The sequence below is a fragment of the Caballeronia sp. LjRoot31 genome (assembly GCF_964253885.1).
Classification (GTDB): Bacteria; Pseudomonadota; Gammaproteobacteria; order Burkholderiales; family Burkholderiaceae; genus Caballeronia.
Genome location: NZ_CAXURX020000001.1, coordinates 1081336 through 1102799, shown reverse-complemented (window position 1 = coordinate 1102799; position 21464 = coordinate 1081336). Strand labels below are relative to the sequence as shown.

Genomic DNA, 21464 nt, shown 5'->3' with positions numbered 1-21464 from the left:
CGGGGCTGATTTCCGCGGGGCGCCGTCAGTTGCTGAACGGCGCCCGCGACAGAAGATCAACTGAAGCGCGGAAGAACATTAATTCGGCGCAGAGACATTAAAGGATTCACAGCATGGCAAGCCTTTCTATCCGTGACGTGTACAAGACTTATGCGAACGGCGTGCCCGTTCTGAAGGGCGTGAACATCGACATCGAGGACGGGCAGTTCCTGATCCTCGTGGGCGGTTCAGGCTGCGGCAAGTCCACGTTGCTCAATATGATCGCCGGGCTGGAAACGGTCACCAAGGGCGACATCATGATCGACGGCAAGACGGTGAACAACCTCTCGCCGAAGGATCGCGACATTGCGATGGTGTTCCAGTCGTACGCGCTGTATCCGTCCATGACGGTGCGCGAGAACATCTCGTTCGGGCTGAACATTCGCAAGGTGCCGAAGGATGAGCAAAAGGCGATCGTCACGCGCGTGTCGGACACGTTGCAGATCCAGCATTTGCTCGATCGCAAGCCCGGCCAGTTGTCGGGCGGTCAGCGTCAACGCGTGGCCATGGGGCGTGCGCTGGCGCGCGACCCGGTAATGTTCCTGTTCGACGAGCCGCTGTCGAATCTCGATGCCAAGCTGCGGATCGAGATGCGCTCGGAGATCAAGCTGCTGCATCAGCGCCTTGGAACGACGATTGTGTATGTGACGCACGATCAGATCGAAGCGATGACGCTCGGCGACCGGATCGCGGTGATGAAGGACGGCGTGGTGCAGCAGTTCGGCGCACCGCAGGACATCTATGATTCGCCGGCGAACTTGTTCGTGGCGGGTTTCATTGGCGCGCCGCCGATGAATTTTATCGATGGCAAGCTGGTCGATGCCGGATCGGGCGTCGGACTTGAGGTCGATACGGGCGTGACGCGCACCGTGCTGAACCTGCCGTTCGATGCCACGGCCATGCGCGGCAAGATTGGTCAGAACGTGATTCTTGGTTTGCGTCCAGAGCGGATTACCGATGCGCGCAGTGCGCATAACGTGGAAGACGCGCGATTGCAGCCTATTGAGGTGAAGATCGATGTGATCGAACCTACGGGTCCGGATACGCTGGTGTTCACGCAGGTGAACGGCAAGCGCGTGGTGAGCCGCGTGCATCCGGCATCGAACCCCCAACCACTGACGAACATGACGCTGTTGTTCGATGTATCGAAGGCGGTGTTGTTCGATTCGAAGAGCGAAGAACGGTTGGCTTGAGGTTGAACGTTTTGCTTGGAAAAAGCCGCGCGCCCGAAGGGGTGTGCGGCTTTTTGTTCTGGATGCCTGGCGTTCGCGCGCGCCCGTTACTTAATGGCTTACTGCCCTGCCCCGCCCGCGTGATACTCAGCGCGCTGGCGCTCCAGGCTGCGGCCCAGATCGCCCTCGAACACGGCGGAACCTTGATGGCTCAGATTCGATTTCGTATCGATGGCGGGCGTAATGCCGATCGCCGCGCATCGCCGGCAGAACGCATAGTCCTCCGAAAGATAGCTCCCGGACTGCGGGTCGATCATGGTGTCGAAGAACGCGTAGTGGTTCCCGGCGATTTTCCCGGTCTTATGGTCCGGCCGATCAACCAGGTCAGCCCGGTAACGAAGCTCTGGAAAGCTGCTTGCGAGTTTCAAAAATACCTCGCGTTTGATGAGCATGAATCCAGTCGGTGCGTCGATGACATCGAGAAAACCGTTTTCGTCCGGTTCCAGTTCGGCCGAAACCGAGGTGGCCGGATAACGGGCAAAGCGCGCGCGGAAATCGACTTTCTTCGTGCCAGCCGGCAAAGCCTCGGGCAAACCCTCCGATGGCCAGCCATCGGTTTTCAGCGGATAGACGCCCGCCACCAAAGGACGATCTGCCTGAAGCAGCCGAACGACATCCGAACCCTTGAAACCGATATCGCCGTCGATCCACATCAGGTGCGTGAACCGGTCGTCCGCAAGATATTCCGCGACCATCGTGTTGCGAGCACGCGTGATCAGGCTGTCGAAGCTATTGAAATTTACCCAAAGACCAAATCCGTGTTCGTCAGCGGTGTCGTACAGATCGAGAAGCCCATGGACATAGCTGGTGGTCACGACGCCACCGTAGCTGGGCGTAGCCACAAATACATTGGCTTTGATTTTTACATCAGTCATCAAGCTTGCTCCAGATAGGGTGAGAATTTATGTCGGCCTAACGGTCCGAGAAGGGTCCGAGACCTCGATACGCTCCCCTGTTTCAATCAATGAAGCAGCGGGTTGCGAAGGCATCCTATCGGAATAATTCATCTCGAAAAACCAGCCCCGTGTGGCCCGTCTGGCCCGTGTGGCAATTCACCGGCTTTATGAGGGAGCGGTTCCGTGCCGATCCGCGTGGCGTGGTGCGGAGATTTTCCACGATATCGGGCCGATGAGATCGGGACGAGGATGCTTGCCTCGCCGTACCGGGCGGATCGCATGGTTTGACGCATCACCACGCGTACTTAAGGCCGAGACGCACGACATAGGCGTGGTAACTCTGCGCGCCCCATGCACCGCTTACATTGCTCCAGGCGCTCCAGTTCTTGCCAAGATCGCCATTCAGCCCCAGCTTCGCCTCATAACGATTGGCGGGGTACAAACTGCCCACCGACACTTGATCGAACGAGATGCTGCTGTCCGTGCTCGTGTGCCACCAGTTGGCCGTTGCATAGAACTGCACTTTCTTGCCCGCGCTGCGCTCGAAGGTACGTTGCAGACGCAGCCCCAGCCGTGTGATGGCCCCGCTGGAACTGGCGTTATCCACCTCTGTGCCGTTCGGCTCGGTCAGCGAATTCTGGTGATAGTCCACGTAAAGCAACTGGCCTTGCGGCTCGAACACCCAGCCGTTAATCAGCGGGAACGCATAGCCCAACTCGCCCGATATCGCCCAGCCGTGCGCGTTGTAGTTCACCGTGGGCAATTCGTCGCCATCGACGCTGTTATTGAACCAGCCATACTGGAGCCAGGTGTCCGCGTAAGCGCCAAGCCGGCTCGCTTCATTCTGGTACCAGGTGCCATAGGCGCCGACGCTATAGCCGGCCACGTTGCCGCTTGCTTGCGCCGAGTTGCCGGCGGCCTCCACGTTGCTTCGGGCTGTCTCGTAAGTAGCCATCAACCCGAGATGCAGGAGATCGGCATTGGAGATCAGCTTTTTCTGCGCCACCTCGCCGCCGCCTTGCATGAAGAACGAATCGGTGTTCACGTGGAAGGTGCCATCGCTGCTGTTGCTGCCTTCGTTACGTCCTTCCATCCGAAGCCAGACTGAACCTGGCCCGCTCGATCCGCTGCCGGAAGTCTGCGAGGTCCCACCCGTGCGGTCGTCCAGGCTGTGAACGAACATCTCTCCAGCCACATGCTGGTTAGCCAGGTAAGCCGCCACTTCTGGCCGAAACATTGGCTGCGGTGGTGCGGGAGGCTCAGGGGGTGTGGGCGGCGTGGGGGGCGTTGGAGGCGTAGGTTCAAGCTCGGTGCGCAAGTACCAGTTGCCGTCCGAACTCTGTACGCCCCCCTGGAACAGTTGATATTCATACGGACCCGCCACTGCCCGGCCGCTTAACGAGAAGGCGCCCGTTGCCGAATGCGTGGGGTCCTGAACCTGTACCACCATGATGCCGTTATCTACCGTCGTCGCCCCGGCGCCACCGACGTTCGTCACCACTAACTGCGTGGCGCCCTTCGCGCCAACCGTGGTGCTGCCCACCACCAGCAAATCGGAATTCGACGCGGCTCCGCCCTGGTTCAGGACAGTATCGATCAGGACTTTGCCGCCGTTCGAGGTATAGGTGCCGCCCGTGATCATCCGGTCACCGGCGATGCCGTTGGACATCGTCACGGTGCCGCTATTGTCGAGATTTCCCGCGATAGTGAAGCTGGCATCCGGACCACTGGCGAAAGCCGGAAGCGCGTTACCTACGGCAATCACGCCGTTGTTGATCACGGACCCGGCGACCTTGCCGTAACCACCCAGTGCGGCCGCAGCACCGACTGTGACCGACCCGCCGCCTGCCAATTCGGCGCCGGTATGGGATGCATCCCCAATAGCCAAGGTACCCGCGTTGATGTTGGTCGTACCGCTGTAAGTTTGCACGCCGTTGAACAGCACCATGCCGCTGCCGGCTTGGGTTACCGATCCGGTGCCGCTAATGATTCCATCGAAGGTCAGGTTGTCGGAGCGATCGAATGCCAGCATTCCGTTGTTACTGACATCGCCGACAATGCCACCCGCCGTTCCGCCATTGCCGAGTTGCAGAGTGCCAGCGCTGATTGTCGTGCCGCCCGTGTAGGTGTTGTTGCCCGTCAGGATCAAGGCGCCACTGCCTTGCTGGGTCAGCGAACCCGCGCCGCTGACCACGCCGCCATAGGTCGCGGTGTCGCTGCGATTAAACGCCAGCGCCGCGTTGTCCGCGATATCGCCGCTCACCGACCCAGTCGTTCCACCATTGCCGAGTTGCAACGTCCCCGCGTTGATGGCCGTGCCGCCGCTGTAGGTGTTGTCACCCGTCAAGACCAGGGTGCCGCTGCCTTGCTGGGTCAGTGAACCCGTGCCGCTGACCACCCCGCCATAGGTCGCTGTGTCGCTGCGGTTAAACGCTACTGCAGCGTTATCCGTGATGTTGCCGGCATAGCTGCCAGCGGTGCCGCCATTGCCGATCTGCAACGTCCCCGCGTTGACCGTCGTGCCGCCGGTGTAGGTGTTGTCGCCAGTCAGGATCAGCGTGCCGCCGTTGGCGTTCAGCGCGCCACTGGTGCCGCTGATAACGCCACTAAACGTACCGCCGTTGTCGATCGTCAGATTACCGGCATCGATATTGAGGGCCCCCGCGCCGCCGAGCGCGCCTATCGCCTGGGTCTTGCCGTTGATATCAGCAGTGGCGCCCGCACTCACGTCGAGTAAAGCGGTGTGACCCAGCGCGTTGTCGCTGCCGAGCAGGAGCGTGCCGCTATTGAGGGTGGTCGTACCGGTGTAGTCGTTGGTGGCGTTGGCGAGAATGGCGGTGTTGACTGCGTCGATGAAAAGGTTGCCGCTGCCGGTGATCTTGGCGATCAGGGTGTTGTCGACAGCGTTGGCGTTGGTCAGATCCAGCGTCTGGCCGGCTTGCAGGTCGAGTTGCAGAAGGTCATAACCGAGCCATACACCGGCGTTGGCGCCGGCCAGGACATTGGTGGCGTAGTTGTAGCTGGCTATCGCGACGGTCGCGCCATTTTCGCTCAGCGTGACGTTCTGCGGAGCAGCAACCGGGGAGCCGTCAAATTTAGTGAGTGCGAGCTGGGAACCCGCCCCGGTCACGGTGCCGGTGGCGGCAATGAGTTGCAGCTGGATGTTGTCGTCCTGGTCGAACAGCGAGGGTTGCGGGGGAAGCGCGTGGACCGGGAAGTCACTCGGGATGCCAAGGGCGACGGTGCCACCGGACGCAACGTTCAGGTCGCCAACAGTGAGTTTGCCGTCGGGGATAAAACCGGTGGCGGTGATCTGGAACGTGCCGCCATTGAAGGTGAGGTTGCCAATCGTACGATTGGCGTTGATCTGCGCCAGCCCGCCGGTGTCCAGGCGCAGCGTGGTCCTGGGCATCGCGCTCTGGGCATTGTTGTCCAGGGTGAATGTGCCGCCGGAAACGGCGATGGTGCCGGCAAAAGCGCTGCCAACTGTATTGCTTAGGGTGAACGTGTCGGTGCCGTTGCCGAGCAAGACCTGCATGGTGCCGCTGCCGGTTAATGCGTTATTGAAGGTGTAGTTGCCGCTGGCCGGGTTGTTGATCAGTAAGGTACCGGCGTTGGCGAGATTGGCATTGCCGCTGCCGATGCTGCCCGCGCCGCTAAGTTCCAGCGTACCGGCGTTGACGTTGGTCCCGCCGCTGTAGGTGTTGGTACCGGTCAGGACGGTTGTGCCGCTACCTTGCTGGGTCAGTGAACCCGTGCCGCTGACTACTCCGCCGTAGGTCGTGGCGTCGCTGCGATTGAACACCAACGCGGCGTTGTCGGAGATGTCACCGGCCACTGAGCCGGCGGTTCCGCCATTGCCGATTTGCAGAGTGCCGGCGCTGATTGTCGTGCCGCCCGTGTAGGTATTGTTGCCCGTCAGGACTAGGGCGCCACTGCCTTGCTGGGTCAACGAACCCGTGCCGCTGACCACGCCGCCATAGGTCGCGGTGTCGCTGCGGTTAAACGCCAGTGCGGCGTTGTCCGCGATATCGCCGCTCACCGAGCCAGTCGTTCCGCCATTGCCGATTTGCAACGTACCCGCGTTGATGGCCGTGCCGCCGGTGTAGGTGTTGTCACCCGTCAAGACCAGGGTGCCGCTGCCTTGCTGGGTCAGTGAACCCGTGCCGCTGACTATTCCACCATAGGTCGCGGTGTCGCTGCGGTTAAACGCGACTGCAGCGTTATCCGTGATATTGCCCGCATAGCTGCCGGTAGTGCCGCCATTGCCGATCTGCAATGTCCCCGCGTTGATCGTCGTACCGCCCGTGTAGGTATTGTCGCCAGTCAGGATCAGCGTGCCGCCGTTGGCATTCAGCGCGCCACTGGTGCCGCTGATAACGCCACTAAACGTACCGCCATTGTTGATCGTCAGATTGCCGGCATCGATATTGAGGGCACCCGCCCCGCCGAGCGCGCCTATCGCCTGGGTCTTGCCGTTGATATCGGCGGTCGTTCCCGCATTCAGCGCCAGTAACGCGGTGTTGCCCAACGCGTTGTTGCTGCCGAGTATCAGCGTGCCGCCGCTGACGGTCGTGTTGCCGGTGTAGTCATTGGCGGTGTTGGTCAAGGTGATGCTGTTGGTGGCGTCGATGGTGAGCGCGCCGCTGCCGGTGATGCGGGCCTTCATGTCAGCCGCCCCGGCTGCGGCCGTGTCACCGGCAAGCGTGAGGGTCTGTCCGGTTTGCAGATCGAGTTGGCTAAGGCCGTAGCCCGCGTACAGGCCGGTGTTGGCGCCGGTGTTCAGCGTGAAGCTGTAGGTGCCGATGGCAACGGTGTTGCCGCCTTGAGCAATGTTCGCGGTTGTGCTGGTGAGCGGGTTCCCCGCCAGATCGGTGAGCGAGAGGTTGCTTACATTGCCGCTGACGCTGTTGGCGCTGATCAGCTGGGTGTTGGCGCCGTCATCCTGAGTGAGCAGGGATCCAGTTGGGTTGACGGTGCTGACGGGATCGATACGCACGATGCCGCTATTGAGCGTGAGTGCCCCGGTGCTGAGCGTGCCGGAGGGCAGGTTAGCGAAGATCAGGGCATTGCCGTTCAGCGTCAGGTTGCCGATGGTTTGCGCGCCCGCGCCCACGGTGGTGGTGTTGCCGGCGTTCAGCTGCAGAGTCGCGTTCGTGAGTGCACTGGTGTTGGTGCCGGCAAGGCTGAAGGTGCTCTGGTTAAGCGTGACCTTGCCGGTGAAAGCACTGCCCGCAGCGGCGCCGAAGTTGAAGGTGTTGGTGGCGCCGCCGAGGGTGGCAGTCAGTAAGCCACTGCCGGTGAGGGCGTTATTGAAAGCGTAGTTCCCGCTGGCGGGGTTCAGCGCGAGCGTGCCCGTGCTGGCGATATTGGCTGGACCACTGCCGATAGTGCCCGTTCCGGTAAGTTGCACGGTGCCGGCGTTGACATTCGTGCCACCGGTGTAGGTGTTGGCGCCGGTGAGGGTCAGCGTGCCCGTGCCTTGCTTGGTGAGTGCGCCGGTGCCCGCGACCACACCGGAAAGCGTATCGGCGTTGGCCTGTGTATCGATAGTGCCGGCGGCGGTGAGCGTGACGGCTCGAGCCGTGGTGAGTGCACTCGTGAACTGCAACGCCCCGCCATTGAAGCTCAGCCCACCCGCCGCGGCGCCGAGATTGGCGTCGGCGCCGACACTCAGAATGCCGGCATTGAGGTTGGTGCCACCCGCGTAGGTGTTGATGCCTGTGAGGACGGTCGTGCCGCTGCCTGCTTGTGTCAGCGAGCCCGTGCCGCTGACCACTCCACCGTAGCTCACCGCATTCGAGCGATTAAAAATCAACGCGGCGTTATCGGTGATGTTGCCAGTGACGCTGCCAGTGGTGCCGCCGTTGCCTAATTGCAAAGTACCAGCGCTGACCGTGGTACCACCCGTGTAGACGTTGTCGCCCGTCAAGATCAGGGCGCCGCTGCCTTGCTGGGTCAACGAACCCGTGCCGCTGACCACTCCGCCATAGGTCAACGAATCTGAATGGTCAAAATTCAACGCGGCGTTATCGGTGATATTGCCAGTGACGCTGCCGGTGGTTCCACCATTGCCAAGTTGCAAGGTGCCAACACTGATGGTGGTACCACCCGTGTAGACGCTGTCGCCCGTCAAGATCAGCGCGCCGCTGCCTTGCTGGGTCAACGAACCCGTGCCGCTGACCACTCCGCCATAGGTCAACGCACCTGAGTGGTTAAAATTCAATGCGGCGTTATCGGTGATATTGCCGACGACGCTGCCGGTGGTGCCGCCGTTGCCAAGCTGCAAGGTGCCGGCACTGATGGCGGTACCGCCCGTGTAGGTGTTATCGCCGGTCAGGATCGTTGTGCCCGTACCGGCTTGCGTAGCAGTACCCGTACCGCTGATCACACTGGCAAAGGTCACGACATCGGAGCGGTTGAAGTTCAGAGCGCCGTTGTCAATGAAATTGCCGGTAACGCTACCGCTAGCGCCACCGTTACCGAGATTCAGCACCCCGCCGCTCTCGATGGTCGTGCCACCACCCGTGCCGCTATTGCTGATCTGGCCGGTTACGGTTAATGCGCCGCTGACGTCGAGCGTAGCGGCTGTGGTGCCGATCAGGTTGATATGGCCGCCGAGAGTCCAGATGCTGCCTGTTGCGGCAGTCAAGCTGGAAAAGCCCTGCGTAGTTAAATTACCGCTCCCCAGAAAATCACCATTTTCGCTGCCTGTTTCTATCAGGGTAATGGTGTTACCGGTACCCGCGCTGATAGCGACTGCGTCAGTGCTCACCCCTGCAGCGAGAGAAGATGTTGTGCCGGTCCCTCCATGCAGATTTGAACCTGCACCTAACGTCAGCGAGTTGCCTGAGGTACCAAAGTAAAGTGCGGTACTTGTGCTGCCACCATAGATGGCTCCGCGATTGACGATATTGGCAATACCCGACTGTGACCATATCCCGGTCACAGCGGCGTTCAATCCCGTGCTCGCACCTATGGAACCGGTGTTGGTGATATTGGCAATGACTGAAGCACCGGTCACCTTGATGGCGGCCCCGCTTCCCTGTGTATTTATTGTCCCATTGTTAATGATGGTGCTGGGCGCAGCGCCTCCCCCGTCGACAACGAGGCTATTGACCTCGCCCGGCCTGTTGAATATGCCTGTGCTACCGACCTGAAAAGTACTTCCGGCACTCATATGTATACCGGCACCAGCGTTCAGGACTCCATCCAATGTAAGGTTTCCGGCTATCGATACAATGTTCGACGTAGTGACTTGCGCGCCGCCGTTGATCTGGGAAAATGCACCACTGGCAACAGTTAGTGTGGTGGCATTGAACAGGCCACTTTGAGCAAAGTTCAAAGTTCCCGCATTGACGGAAACCGCTCCAACCGAGCTGCCTGCACCACTCAAAGTCAATGCATTGCTGCCTGTCTCAGTCAGCCCCCCTGTTCCACTAATCAGACCGCTGAAAGTCGTGTCGCTGCTGTTGTTGGCCGTCAGCGTTGCAGAACCCAAAGTGATAGAGCCAGCGCCGCTAAGGTTGTTGGCTGTCTGGGCGAAATTATTCAGCGCGAAAATAGCGCCACTGTTCACGGTTACCGCACTGCTATTGGCAAAAATATTAGCGATGCCTGCGGTGAGCGTTCCCGCCTCGATACCGGTTGCGCCGGAATACGTATTAGCTGAAGAAAGCGTCAGGTTACCCGTACCCGACTGGGTGAGCGAGCCGTTACCGGAGATAAGCGCAGCATAACTAACTGCATCGCTGCGATCAAAGACGAGCGAGCCATTGTCAGCGATATTGCCAGTCACGCTGCCCGCGGTACCTCCATTGCCGACCTGTAGCGTGGCGCCCGAAGCGATAGTCGTGCCGCCCCCCGTACCACCGTTGGTGAGTGCACCAGTAAGGGTAAGGACGCCGCTTTGCACGTTGGTAGCGGTGGCGGTGATGCCTGTGGTCGAATTTGTACCGCTCAGCGTCCAGGCAGTGCCGGACATATTCAGGGTATTGAATCCCGTCAGATTGTTGCCCGCGCTACCCGATCCTTGCAGGGTCAGCACATTGTTTGTGCCGGTGGCGGTCACAGCGCCGTTCAGCACCGATCCCGTTCCGAGTACCAGCGTATTACCGCTGCCCGTGACAGAAACAGCCGTGCCACCGGTTCCGGTGATGGTGCCGGTGTTGGTCAGGGTAACGCCGCCGCTGCTTGCGAGCACAGCGCCAGTACCCGCGCTTAACAGGCCGCTGTTGCTGAATGCGCCCGTTGATGCCCCGCGAGTCCAGAACGCGTAGGTTGTCGATGCCCCGTAAATCGTGCCAGCGTTGGTGCCCGCGACGGGCCCGGCGTTGAAAACGACTCCGTAGCCCGTGCCTCCATTCGTGCCAACCACGCCAGTTGCACTTTGAGTAAACGTGCCGCCTGCGTCGAAGTACACCCCGGAGAAACTGTTGCTGCCGCTTGTAATCAAGCCATCGTTGGTGACGGTACCCGCAGCGCCCGACATTCGAATGCCATCGGCCGCGCCGGCTATAGCTGCGCCCGCATGATTGGTCAGTTGTCCGCCGTTACCCAGCAGGACACCCGTAGAGGTATTGCCTTGGATGGTGGAAAAATTGTCCAGGGTGACGCCATTGAGCGTGGCCGATGACAACGAGAGCCCCACAGCTCCGGTTATCGAGCCATGATTGGTGAGAACCCAGTCCTGCGCGTTGTTACCGTCGATGCCATCGCCCGACGATACATTGATCACCGTGCCCGCCGGCGCATCGAAGGTGGTCGAGCCCGGGCTCAGGGTTTGCAACGTGACGGTAGTTGTCGCGCTGGGGATCGAAACGGTTTGCGCCTGTGCCTGACTAATGATCGCGCCAATGCTGATTAACAGAATGCCGGCGCTAATGGGTGTCAGGCAGCTACGAGGGCCGCCGGCAAAGGTTCGTCTATTTTTATAACCGAGGTGCAATTGGGCAAACACTGCTGCCATTTGCATGGAATCAAGCGCCCAATCCGGCGCGGCATAACGAATCCGGTTCATTTACGGCCTCGCTCTTGATGCAATTACGTTACATGCCAAAGAGTTCGAATCACCATCACGCCATTTCATTGAGCAACCTCATTGATATTTGGCATATGTGCCCTGCCGCATTTACGATCCCGATATACAGCAGGAATTCGTTGTTGATACAGATTGAATCGCCTGACGGATTAGCTGGATTATTGACAGGAAATGGAACGACACCGCCAATCCCCTCTCTTTGAGCTACCACACCATGACAATGAGACATTCGCTCGATATCACTGACTGGATAAGGATGGGGCATGGACGCCCGCTGCCCGAATTTTTATACGAATCATTGGATAGTTCAATTAGTGAGTATTTCGCTTTTACCGAATAATGGCCTAAGCGTTAGCCGGGTTTGTACCTTAAATAAACCTGCTAGCCTTCGAGATCATCCTATCTTATGCGGGAGTGTCCGATTGCTTTATTTATTTTTTGATTCGTTTGATGTTCTCGCATTTTAATAAGTTTTCCGATTCAGATTCAATCTCCACGGCATATACTATAAAACTTGCAACCAAATAAATAATCAATCTGATTTTGCATTCATGACCTTGCAACGAAATATTCATCGAGCCTGCTTTTTGCAAAAATTGATGTGCTTCGTTACGATCCTGATAAGACGAAGCTGGGCGTGATAATCAGCACAAATAGGCGAGAGCTCGGCCAGCAATAGCGAACTTGACGAGCGTGGTTAAGCGCCTAAATAGTGCCGCATGCAGAAGTTGCCAAGGAACGCACGCAGCGCGAAATGAATTTGGCCCAACGCGGCGTGATGCAACGCCGTCAGGCACAATTCCCCTTCCGAATTCCCGGCAAGGCCGGCTACACGCTCTCCGGCAACCCAAAGCAGGCTCCCCTCCCGACATGACAGATTCCTTCCTCAGCCGACGCCCCGAACTCGAATGGCCTGTTGCCGATGGTCCCGATCCGTTTATCGAACTGGAAACGCTTGACGATACCCGGGTCGACGCATGGGTCAGCGCGCAAAACGCGCGCACAACAGAAGCCTTCGGCAAGACCGCTGACACCGACACACTCACGAAGCGGCTGGCAAAGGCCTACACCTCGCAGGAACGCATCGTTTCGTGCTCGCGTTACGGCGATTGGGGCTACAACACCTGGCAGGATGAGAAAAACCCGCTGGGCATAGTTCGGCGCACAGCTTGGCAAAAATGGCTCGCCGGCACGCCCGAATGGCAAACGATCCTGGACGTTGACCAGATCGACTTGAACACGAGCGCCGCCAAGGACGGCATCCGCTGGGCGCTGCACGACTTCGATATGCTCTACCCCACCTGGGACCGCGCGTTGGTGAGCTTGTCGCCGGGAGGCTCGGACGCGTGCATGGTCCGTGAATTCGATATCGAAACGCAGCGCTTCGTTGAAGACGGCTTCACGCTCCCCGATGTCGGCAAGCATGGCATCTCGTGGATCGATCGCGATACGGTATATGTTGGCTGGGACGACAGCGCGCACAGCAAGAAGCCCGCGCTCACCACGTCCGGCTTTCCACGCCAGGCGCGCAAATGGAAGCGCGGCACGCCGCTCGCCGATGCCCCTGTGGTTTTCGAAGGCAAACGGCGCGATGTATCGGCGGGCGTGGATTACGATCAGCTCGAAAAGCTCCATCTTGCTTCACGCGCGACGTCGTTCTTCGAGACGCTGCAATACTGGCTCGATGAAACCACGGGCGAGTGGCGGCAATACGATGTCCCGCTGCACGCGGAACTGGAGCATTGGAACGGCTGGCTGTTTGTCACGCCACGCGAGTCCTACGAATCGGGCGCAACGACCTACGCGAGCGGTTCGCTGCTCGTCATCCGCCGCGATGCCTTCCTGACAGGCGCGCGCAATTTCACCGTGCTGTTCACGCCGTCAGGCCGCAATGTTCTCGCCGATATCGACTTCACGAAGCATTGGCTGGTGGTGTCGCAGATGGACGATGGTTCGCCGCGCGTGGAGTTGCTTGGCCCCCCGGCTGGTCTGGAAGGCGAATGGACCCGCCGCGACTTCGCGCTGCCGGCCGCCAGCCAGTCGTACGTGGATTCCATCGACAGCGAACGCGACGACACCGTGCTCGTTCACGTCGAACATTTCCTCACGCCGCCGTCGCTTTACTTCGCCGATTTCGCGCAGCCGGAAAGCGAATGGCAACTGCTCGCGCGCCTTCCCGCTCAATTCGATGCGACTGGTCTTATCGCCGAGCGTCTTCACGCGATATCAACCGATGGCGTCGCCATTCCCTATTGGCTGATCGGCCGTGAGGCGAACGTCAAGGGTCAGGAAACCGCGCCCTGCCTGCTCTACGGCTATGGTGGCTTCGAAGTCGCGCTCGACCCGCATTACGACGCGACCACGGGCATCGCGTGGCTCGAAAGCGGCGGGTTGTACGCAGTCGCGAACATTCGCGGCGGCGGCGAGTTCGGACCGGAGTGGCATCAGGCGGCACAGCGCGAGAAACGCCAGGTTGCCTTCGATGACTTCATCGCCGTTGCAGAAGCGCTGGTGGCGTCGGGCGTGACGACATCGAAACAACTCGCTATTCGTGGCGGCAGCAATGGCGGCTTGCTGACTGGCGTGATGCTCGTCCAGCGACCGGAATTGTTCGGCGCGGTGTTGTCCGAAGTGCCTTTGCTCGACATGGCACGCTTTCACTTGCTGCTGCAAGGCGCCTCGTGGATCGACGAATACGGCGACCCCGCCGATGCCCGCGACCTGCGCTTCCTGATGACGTACTCGCCGTATCAAAACGTGAAAGCCGATGCGGTTTATCCGCCGGCGCTGTTCACGTCGTCGGCGACCGATGACCGCGTGCATCCCGGCCACGCCCGCAAAATGGCGGCGCGGATGCAGGCGCTGGGACATGAACGCGTGTGGTATCTGGAGAACCGCGACGGTGGTCACGGCGCGGGCGTGGAGGCGGAAAGTATCGCTCGCGTGGAAGCGACGGCGTTCACGTTCTTGCAGCAGATGGTCGGCCGGGGGTGATGGTTAGCTGAGCGAATGCGCGGACATCGCAACAAATAAGCCCGACTGCATCACCCGGCCCGACTCGCCCGCACCGGCGTGCCATGCCAGCGCAGCACCAGCGTCCGGCCGACGAACGTCAGCACGCCCGTCACCCCGATCACGATCCCCATTCCCTGCGGCGTACCATCGTGGAACATCCCGACGGCAACGCTCGCCAGCGCACCGAGCGCCAACTGCACCGCGCCGAACACCGCGGCTGCGGCCCCTGCGTTGTGGGGATATCGATGCATCAAATCCGTCGTGCAGTTGGCCGATAACAAACCCACGACGCCGACCACGAAGAACAGACAGCCGACTATCGACCATAAGCCGCCAAAACCGGTGATACACACGAACGCCGTCGCCAGCGCCGCGATCACGCTGACAAACGAAGCTATCGAAATCAGTTTCAGCGATCCCAGCGGCCCGACCAGCCGCGTGTTCGCCACGTTCCAGCCGATAATCCCGATAATGTTCAGCCCGAAGAAAAACCCATAGTGCTGCGGCTTCACATGAAAGTAGTCGATGTACACAAACGGCGTCGCGGTGATATACGCGAACATCGAAGCGAATGCCATGCCGCCGCATAACGTGTGGCCCCACGTGACGGGATCGGTGAGAAGACGCCCGTACGCCGCAAACGAACGCCCAAGCGCCGATGTCGCGCGTTTCTCGCGCGGCCAGGTTTCCGGCACGCGCAAATACGTGGTGACCGCGCATATCGTGCCGAATACCGTGAGCGTGACGAACACCGCGCGCCACCCCCCAAGCAGCAGCAACTGGCCACCTATCAACGGTGCGAGCAGCGGCCCGATCGACGTGACAATGGCAAGCATCGACAGCACCCGGGCGGCATCCGACGGTGCGTGGGCATCGCGTGCAATGGCCCGCGCCAGAACCGACGCCGACCCCGCGCCGAGCGCCTGCAGGAAGCGCAGGATAACCAGCGAATCGATGGAAAACGACAGCGCGCACCCGACGCTCGCAAGCGTATACAACACGATGCCGCCCAGCAGCACCGGCCGGCGCCCGTAGGCGTCGGAGAGCGGCCCGTACACGAGCATGCCGAGCGAAAACCCGAGCATGAAACTGGTCAGCGTGATCTGCGCGGCGGCGGCGGTCGTGCCGAACGAAGTGGCGAGAGCCGGCAGGCTCGGCAGGTACATATCGATGGAAAGCGGGCCGCACGCCGCCAGCGCACCGAGCAACAGGATCAGTCGGCGATCGGCACGGCGCTTGATGATTTCGGGCATGAGAGGCGAAAGGGAGCGTGAGAAAAAGGCGCGGTTTTCGGAACTGGCGAGTGACGGGTAGCGAGTGACACGTGGCGAAACCAACCCGATACGAGGGCGAAAAACCTCGCAACGGCCACGTCCGGCATGCAAGCGAACGGCTTAAACAAAGCCTTAAAACAGTGTGCATTGTACGCGCCCCGCTTTCATAAGCCGCGCTGGTGTCTTTTCGAATGCAGCGCCAGACCGAGCGTCGCGGACTCGATGCAGACGACTCCGGTACAATTTCATCTTGATTTCCTGCAGCCGCGAGCCGCAAGCGCGAGACCCGGTCGGACCCCGCCCGATCCGATCTCGGCGCCCGTCCAGGCTTGATAGAAGCCCGCGACCGCAGCCCTCTCCAGCCGAACCCGTCATCCAGTGCAGGCCCCGTCATGTCCAGAAATGAAGCTCTCTTCGAACGCGCCCAGAAAACCATTCCCGGCGGTGTGAACTCGCCGGTGCGCGCGTTTCGCTCGGTCGGCGGCACGCCGCGGTTCATCGAACGCGCGCAAGGTCCGTATTTCTGGGACGCCGATGGCAAGCAGTACATCGACTACATCGGCTCCTGGGGGCCGATGATCCTCGGCCACGTCCATCCTGAAGTGCTTGAGGCCGTGCAGCGCGTGCTCGCGAACGGGTTTTCGTTCGGTGCGCCGACCGAGTCCGAGATCGAGATTGCGGAAGAAATCTGCAAGCTGGTGCCGTCGATAGAACAGGTTCGCATGGTGTCGAGCGGCACCGAGGCGACCATGAGCGCGCTGCGCCTGGCGCGCGGATTCACGAAGCGTGATCGGATCGTGAAGTTCGAGGGGTGTTATCACGGTCACGCGGACAGCCTGCTCGTGAAAGCGGGATCGGGTCTGCTGACGTTCGGCAATCCCACTTCCGCTGGCGTTCCCGCCGATACCGCCAAGCACACGACCGTGCTCGAGTACAACAACGTCGTGCAGCTTAACGAAGCGTTTGCCGCGTTCGGTGCGGAAATCGCGTCGATTATCGTGGAGCCGGTGGCCGGCAACATGAACCTCGTGAAAGCCACGCCCGAGTTCCTGCAAGCGCTGCGCGCGCGTTGCGACGAGTACGGCTCGGTGCTGATTTTCGATGAAGTGATGTGCGGCTTTCGCGTGGCGCTGGGTGGCGCGCAACAGGTCTACGGCATCAAGGCGGACCTGACGTGCCTGGGCAAGGTGATCGGCGGCGGCATGCCGGCGGCAGCGTTCGGCGGACGGCGGGACATCATGGCGCATCTCGCCCCGCTCGGCGGCGTGTATCAGGCAGGCACGTTGTCAGGGAATCCGGTCGCGGTCGCAGCCGGGTTGAAAACGCTGCAATTGATCCAGGCGCCGGGGTTCTACGAGACGCTGACGAAGCAAACGCGTCGTCTCGCCGATGGCCTCGCTTCGGTTGCAAAGGAAGCGAAGGTGCCCTTCTCGGCGGACGCTATCGGCGGGATGTTCGGGCTGTATTTCGCCGATAGCGTCCCGGGAAGCTTCGCTGAAGTCACGCAGGGCGACACGAAGCGCTTCAACGCGTTTTTCCACGAGATGCTCGATGCCGGCGTCTACTTCGCGCCGTCGGCGTATGAAGCGGGGTTTGTCTCGATCGCCCACGACGACGGCGTTATCGACGCGACGCTCGACGCCGCTCGCGGCGCCTTCGCGCGCCTCGCCGCTTAAGAGCCGCCGCCATGTTCTCGCAGACCGATTTCTCGCACATGGAGCGCGCGCTGGCGCTGGCCGCGCGTGGCATGTACACGACGACGCCGAATCCGCGCGTCGGCTGCGTGCTGGTGAAGGACGGCGACGTGATTGGCGAAGGTTTCACGCAGCCGGCCGGTCAGGATCACGCCGAGATTCGCGCGTTGAAAGACGCACGGGCGCGCGGCCATGATCCGCGGGGGGCCACCGCCTACGTCACGCTCGAACCATGCAGCCATTTCGGCCGCACGCCGCCGTGCGTGCACGCGCTGATCGACGCGCGGGTCGCCAAGGTGATCGCCGCGATGGAAGATCCGAATCCGGCTGTATCCGGGCGCGGACTGGCGATTCTCCGCGATGCGGGTATCGATGTGCGCTGCGGCCTGCTGGCCAATGAAGCGTACGAGATGAACATCGGCTTTGTATCGCGCATGACGCGACGCCGGCCGTGGGTACGCATGAAGGTCGCCGCTACGCTGGATGGCCGCACGGGTTTGCCGACCGGCGAAAGCCAGTGGATTACCGGTGAAGCGGCGCGAGCCGATGGTCACGCATGGCGCGCGCGGGCGTGCGCGATTTTGACGGGCATCGGCACGGTGCGCGAGGACGATCCTCAACTGACCGTGCGCGCGATTGAAACGCCGCGCCAGCCGCAGCGGGTACTGATCGACAGCCGCCTTGACGTGCCGCTCACCGCGCGGATCCTGGAAGGTGCGCCGCCGTGGGTATTTTGCGGCGCCGAGCCCGACCCCGCGAAAGCCGATGCGCTGCGCGAACGCGGCATCGAATTCACGCCATTGACGAACGAGCACGGCAAGGTCGATCTGCCCGCCATGCTCGGCGTTCTCGCTGATCGCGGCATTAACGAATTGCACGTGGAAGCGGGCCACAAGCTTAATGGCTCGCTGCTGCGCGAGGGGTGTGTCGATGAATTGCTCGTTTATCTCGCGCCGAGTTTGCTGGGCAACGCGCCGGGCATGTTCGATTTCACGCCACCCGATACACTCGATGCCCGGCCGCATCTGCGGTTTCACAGGATTGACCGGCTGGGTGATGACCTGCGCATTCTGGCGCGCTTCGCGGTGGTGAAAACCGATGCGCCCACGGACGCGAAACCGATTATCTAACGCACAACGTAACGTAAGGAAGCTCGACGATGTTCACAGGAATTGTCGCGGCGGTCGGCCGCATTGAAGCGGTTACGCCGTTGGGTTCATCCACCGATGCCGATACCGGCGTGCGCCTCACGGTGGCCTCCGGCGGGCTGGATCTCGCGGACGTGGAGCTTGGCGACAGCATCTCGATCCAGGGCGCGTGCATGACCGTGATCGAGAAGTCCGCCGGGTCTTTTGCCGTCGATGTCTCGCGCGAGAGCCTCAGCAAGACGGCTGGATTGTCCGAACCCGGCGATGTGAACCTGGAGAAGGCATTGCGTGCGCATGACCGGCTGGGCGGGCATCTGGTGTCGGGACATGTGGATGGTCTTGGTGAAGTGACTCATTTCGCCCCTGTTGGCGAGTCACATGAGTTACGGATTCTCGCGTCGCGGGATATCGGTAAATATCTGGCTTATAAGGGTTCCGTGACGGTGAACGGCGTGAGCCTGACGGTGAATACCGTGAACGACCGGCCCGATGGCTGCGAGTTTTCGATCAACCTGATTCCGCATACGGTGGAAGTGACCACGTTGCGGCATTTGTTGGCCGGCGCGAAGGTCAATCTGGAGATCGATCTGATTGCGCGGTATGTGGAGCGGATTCTGTCGACGTCTCAGGACGGTCACAAGCCATTGCAATAACGGTTTTTTCAGGCAGCAGCGATAGTCAGCTTCTGCCCCCGCACCAGGAACTTGCGGATAAACACCGTCAAGGCCAACGCCGCTACTTCGCAGGCGGCAGCGGTCCAGCCAAGATCGCTCACCGAGGTGAGACTCAAGGTAAGGGAACCGAGCGCGGCGCCGAGCGAAAAGCCGAGATACATGAACGAGGCGTTCAGTGACAGGACAATCGGCGTCCCGCGCAGGCCCGCGATGCTGATCAGCCCTGCTTGCTGCGCGGGGTAAAACGACCAGTGCGCCATACCCCAGGCCACCACGCCCAGCAGGACAGGGACCAGCGCCAAGCTTGCCGGCAACCAGTGCGCGCTCGCCGACAAAAGCGAGAAAGCGAGGATCGACACAATCAGGCACGGGACGATCACGCGGCGCGGGCCAACGCGATCCACCGCCTTGCCGCCGATCAACACACCCGCCGCTGCAGCAACACCCCACGTGAACAGGACGTATCCAATCTGCGCGCCATGCAGCGGCGTCGTCTTGGCGATAAACAGCGCCAGGTAGGTGTAGATCGTGTAGGCGCCCGTTGCCCACAGCGTAGTGACGAGCAAGGTCATCAGGATGACCGGCTGACGTGCGACATGGATGCGTTCGCGCAGCGTAGCGGTCGGCAATCCCGCGCCTATCGTGCGGGGCAGGCCGAACAGCAAGCCAGCCGTGGCCACCGCGGACAACGCGGCGACGCCCGCAAACGTCATGCGCCAGCCAAGCCGGTCACCGATCAACGCGCCCAGTGGCACGCCGAAGGCAACCGCGATCGTGATGCCGCCGTTGACGATGGCCAGCGCCGCGCCACGCCGTTCGGGACCGGCGATGGCGCCGGCCAGCGCATTGGCGCCGGGAACGTACAGGCCGGCGGCGGCTGCAAGCAGGATGCGCGCCGCCATCAATTCCCAATAGTTCTGGGCGGCCCACGCAATGACGTTAGCCAGCGTGAAGGCCGACAGTGACAGGATCATCAGCCTGCGTCGATGGAACGCGCCTGTCAGGGCCGTCAGGACCGGTGAGCTGAGTGCGTACGCCAAAGCAAACACCGTCACCAACTGGCCCGTGGCGACAATGCTCGTATGCAGGTCGGCGGCTATATCGGGCAGCAGGCCGGCGATCATGAAGCTCTCGGTGCCGACTGCGAACGTGCCGAGCGCCAGCCAGTACAGCGGCGCAAGGGAAATGCGCATGGTGGTGGAGTTCATCATGGGCTCCGCTTACGCTGCTACCGCGTCCTTGCGATAGAACGGATAGTCCGTATAACCGACGTCCGTGCCGCCAAAGAAACTGGGACGGTCATACGGATTCAAAGGCAACTGGAGGCGCAGGCGTTCGGGCAGATCCGGATTGGCGATGAAGTCACGGCCAAATGCGACCAGATCGGCGTCACCCGCCTGCAAGATGGCTTCGGCCGTGTGGCCCTTGAAGCCGCCAGCAGCAATGATCGTGCCCTTGTAGTGCTTGCGAATCAGTTGCGCGGCAACGGGGTTCTGATCCTTGCTGTCGTCATCGACGTTGCCGAGCACACGCGGCTCGATCAGATGCAGGTAGGCCAGATTCAGTTTGTCCAGTTCCTCCGCTACGTAAGTGAAGAGCGCTTCCGGATTGCTGTCGGACATATCGCCCCAGGTGCCGCTCGGGCCGAGGCGCACCGCCACGCGTTCGCTGCCCCAGACCGAGATGACGGCCTGAGTCACTTCGATCAGGAAGCGGGCACGGTTTTCGAACGAGCCGCCGTAAATATCGGTGCGTTTGTTGCTGCCGTCCTGCAGGAACTGGTCGAACAAGTAGCCGTTGGCGGCGTGCAGTTCAACACCGTCGAAACCGGCCTCCTTGCCGCGAATGGCCGCGGTGCGGAAGCTCTCGACCAGATCGGCGATCTCGGAGAGGGTCAGCGCGCGGCTGGGCGTGTTCGGGACCCAGCCCGCTTCGGTGTACGCGACGCCGCCATGCGGCACGGCGGAGGGTGCCACCGGCTGGGCGCCACCCGGCTGCAACTGGCTGTTGGACTGGCGGCCAGCGTGATAAAGCTGCAAGAAGATGCGGCCGCCTTTGGCATGCACCGCGTCGGTCGCGAGCTTCCAGCCGGCAATCTGACTGTCGTCGTACAGGCCGGGCGCACCCAGGTAGCCGTTACCGTTGGGCGCAGCGATGGTGGCTTCGCCAATCAGGAAGCCGCCTTCTGAAGTGCGTTGTGCGTAGTACTCGGCCATCAACGGGCCCGGCTTGGCGCCTTCTTCGGCGCGCATGCGGGTGAGCGGCGCCAGCACCACTCGATGGGAAAATTCGTAGGGACCGACTTTGACGGTGGAATGAAGTTTGGACATGATTTCCTCAAGATTCAGTGGCTGGTGAAGTTGGATCAACAGCGGGTTTTCGACCTTGAGGACAGTGTATGGACTGAACGGGAGAAGAAAAATAGGCTAAGGTTCCGAATATATCGGACACA

Annotated in this window: 10 protein-coding genes; 5 read left to right on the top strand and 5 right to left on the bottom strand. The window is 61.0% G+C overall.

The genetic code is table 11. From position 1 onward, the window contains the following. Positions 1 to 113: 113 nt before the first annotated feature. Positions 114 to 1232 carry an ABC transporter ATP-binding protein gene (locus tag ACSQ8V_RS04775; protein ID WP_213762590.1) on the top strand — a complete coding sequence of 373 codons (1119 nt, stop codon included), beginning with the start codon at positions 114 to 116 and terminating at the stop codon, positions 1230 to 1232. Between the two features lie 98 nt (positions 1233 to 1330). Here the strand turns inward: ACSQ8V_RS04775 and ACSQ8V_RS04770 are convergent, their stop codons facing one another. Next, positions 1331 to 2146 carry a hypothetical protein gene (locus ACSQ8V_RS04770; protein WP_213762589.1) on the bottom strand — a complete coding sequence of 272 codons (816 nt, stop codon included), beginning with the start codon at positions 2144 to 2146 and terminating at the stop codon, positions 1331 to 1333. Between the two features lie 313 nt (positions 2147 to 2459). Further along, positions 2460 to 11186, bottom strand: coding sequence for an autotransporter-associated beta strand repeat-containing protein (locus tag ACSQ8V_RS04765; RefSeq protein ID WP_436205046.1), 8727 nt, complete (start codon positions 11184 to 11186; stop codon positions 2460 to 2462). Between the two features lie 891 nt (positions 11187 to 12077). Here ACSQ8V_RS04765 and ACSQ8V_RS04760 point away from each other — a divergent pair. Then, entirely contained in the window at positions 12078 to 14201 is a 2124-nt protein-coding gene (locus ACSQ8V_RS04760) for a prolyl oligopeptidase family serine peptidase (protein ID WP_436205045.1), read from the top strand. Between the two features lie 50 nt (positions 14202 to 14251). Here ACSQ8V_RS04760 and ACSQ8V_RS04755 read toward each other — a convergent pair whose 3' ends face one another. Then, positions 14252 to 15475, bottom strand: coding sequence for a Bcr/CflA family multidrug efflux MFS transporter (locus ACSQ8V_RS04755; protein WP_436205044.1), 1224 nt, complete (start codon positions 15473 to 15475; stop codon positions 14252 to 14254). 413 nt (positions 15476 to 15888) lie between these two features. Between ACSQ8V_RS04755 and hemL the strand changes: the two genes are divergently transcribed. Genes hemL through ACSQ8V_RS04740 form a run of 3 tightly spaced genes read left to right on the top strand, consistent with a single transcriptional unit; the run spans position 15889 to position 18991 of the window. After that, the gene (gene hemL / locus ACSQ8V_RS04750; protein ID WP_436205043.1) at positions 15889 to 17172 is read left to right on the top strand and encodes a glutamate-1-semialdehyde 2,1-aminomutase; all 1284 of its coding nucleotides are present in this window, start codon (positions 15889 to 15891) and stop codon (positions 17170 to 17172) included. A gap of 11 nt (positions 17173 to 17183) precedes the next feature. Continuing rightward, positions 17184 to 18320: a bifunctional diaminohydroxyphosphoribosylaminopyrimidine deaminase/5-amino-6-(5-phosphoribosylamino)uracil reductase RibD gene (ribD, locus tag ACSQ8V_RS04745; protein WP_436205042.1), complete on the top strand. Its 1137-nt coding sequence runs from the start codon at positions 17184 to 17186 to the stop codon at positions 18318 to 18320. A gap of 29 nt (positions 18321 to 18349) precedes the next feature. After that, the gene (locus tag ACSQ8V_RS04740) at positions 18350 to 18991 is read left to right on the top strand and encodes a riboflavin synthase (RefSeq protein ID WP_436205041.1); all 642 of its coding nucleotides are present in this window, start codon (positions 18350 to 18352) and stop codon (positions 18989 to 18991) included. Between the two features lie 8 nt (positions 18992 to 18999). Here the strand turns inward: ACSQ8V_RS04740 and ACSQ8V_RS04735 are convergent, their stop codons facing one another. After that, positions 19000 to 20223: an MFS transporter gene (locus tag ACSQ8V_RS04735; protein WP_436205040.1), complete on the bottom strand. Its 1224-nt coding sequence runs from the start codon at positions 20221 to 20223 to the stop codon at positions 19000 to 19002. Between the two features lie 9 nt (positions 20224 to 20232). Further along, positions 20233 to 21342, bottom strand: a complete 1110-nt coding sequence (locus ACSQ8V_RS04730) for an alkene reductase (protein ID WP_436205039.1) — start codon at positions 21340 to 21342, stop codon at positions 20233 to 20235. Positions 21343 to 21464 lie beyond the last annotated feature (122 nt).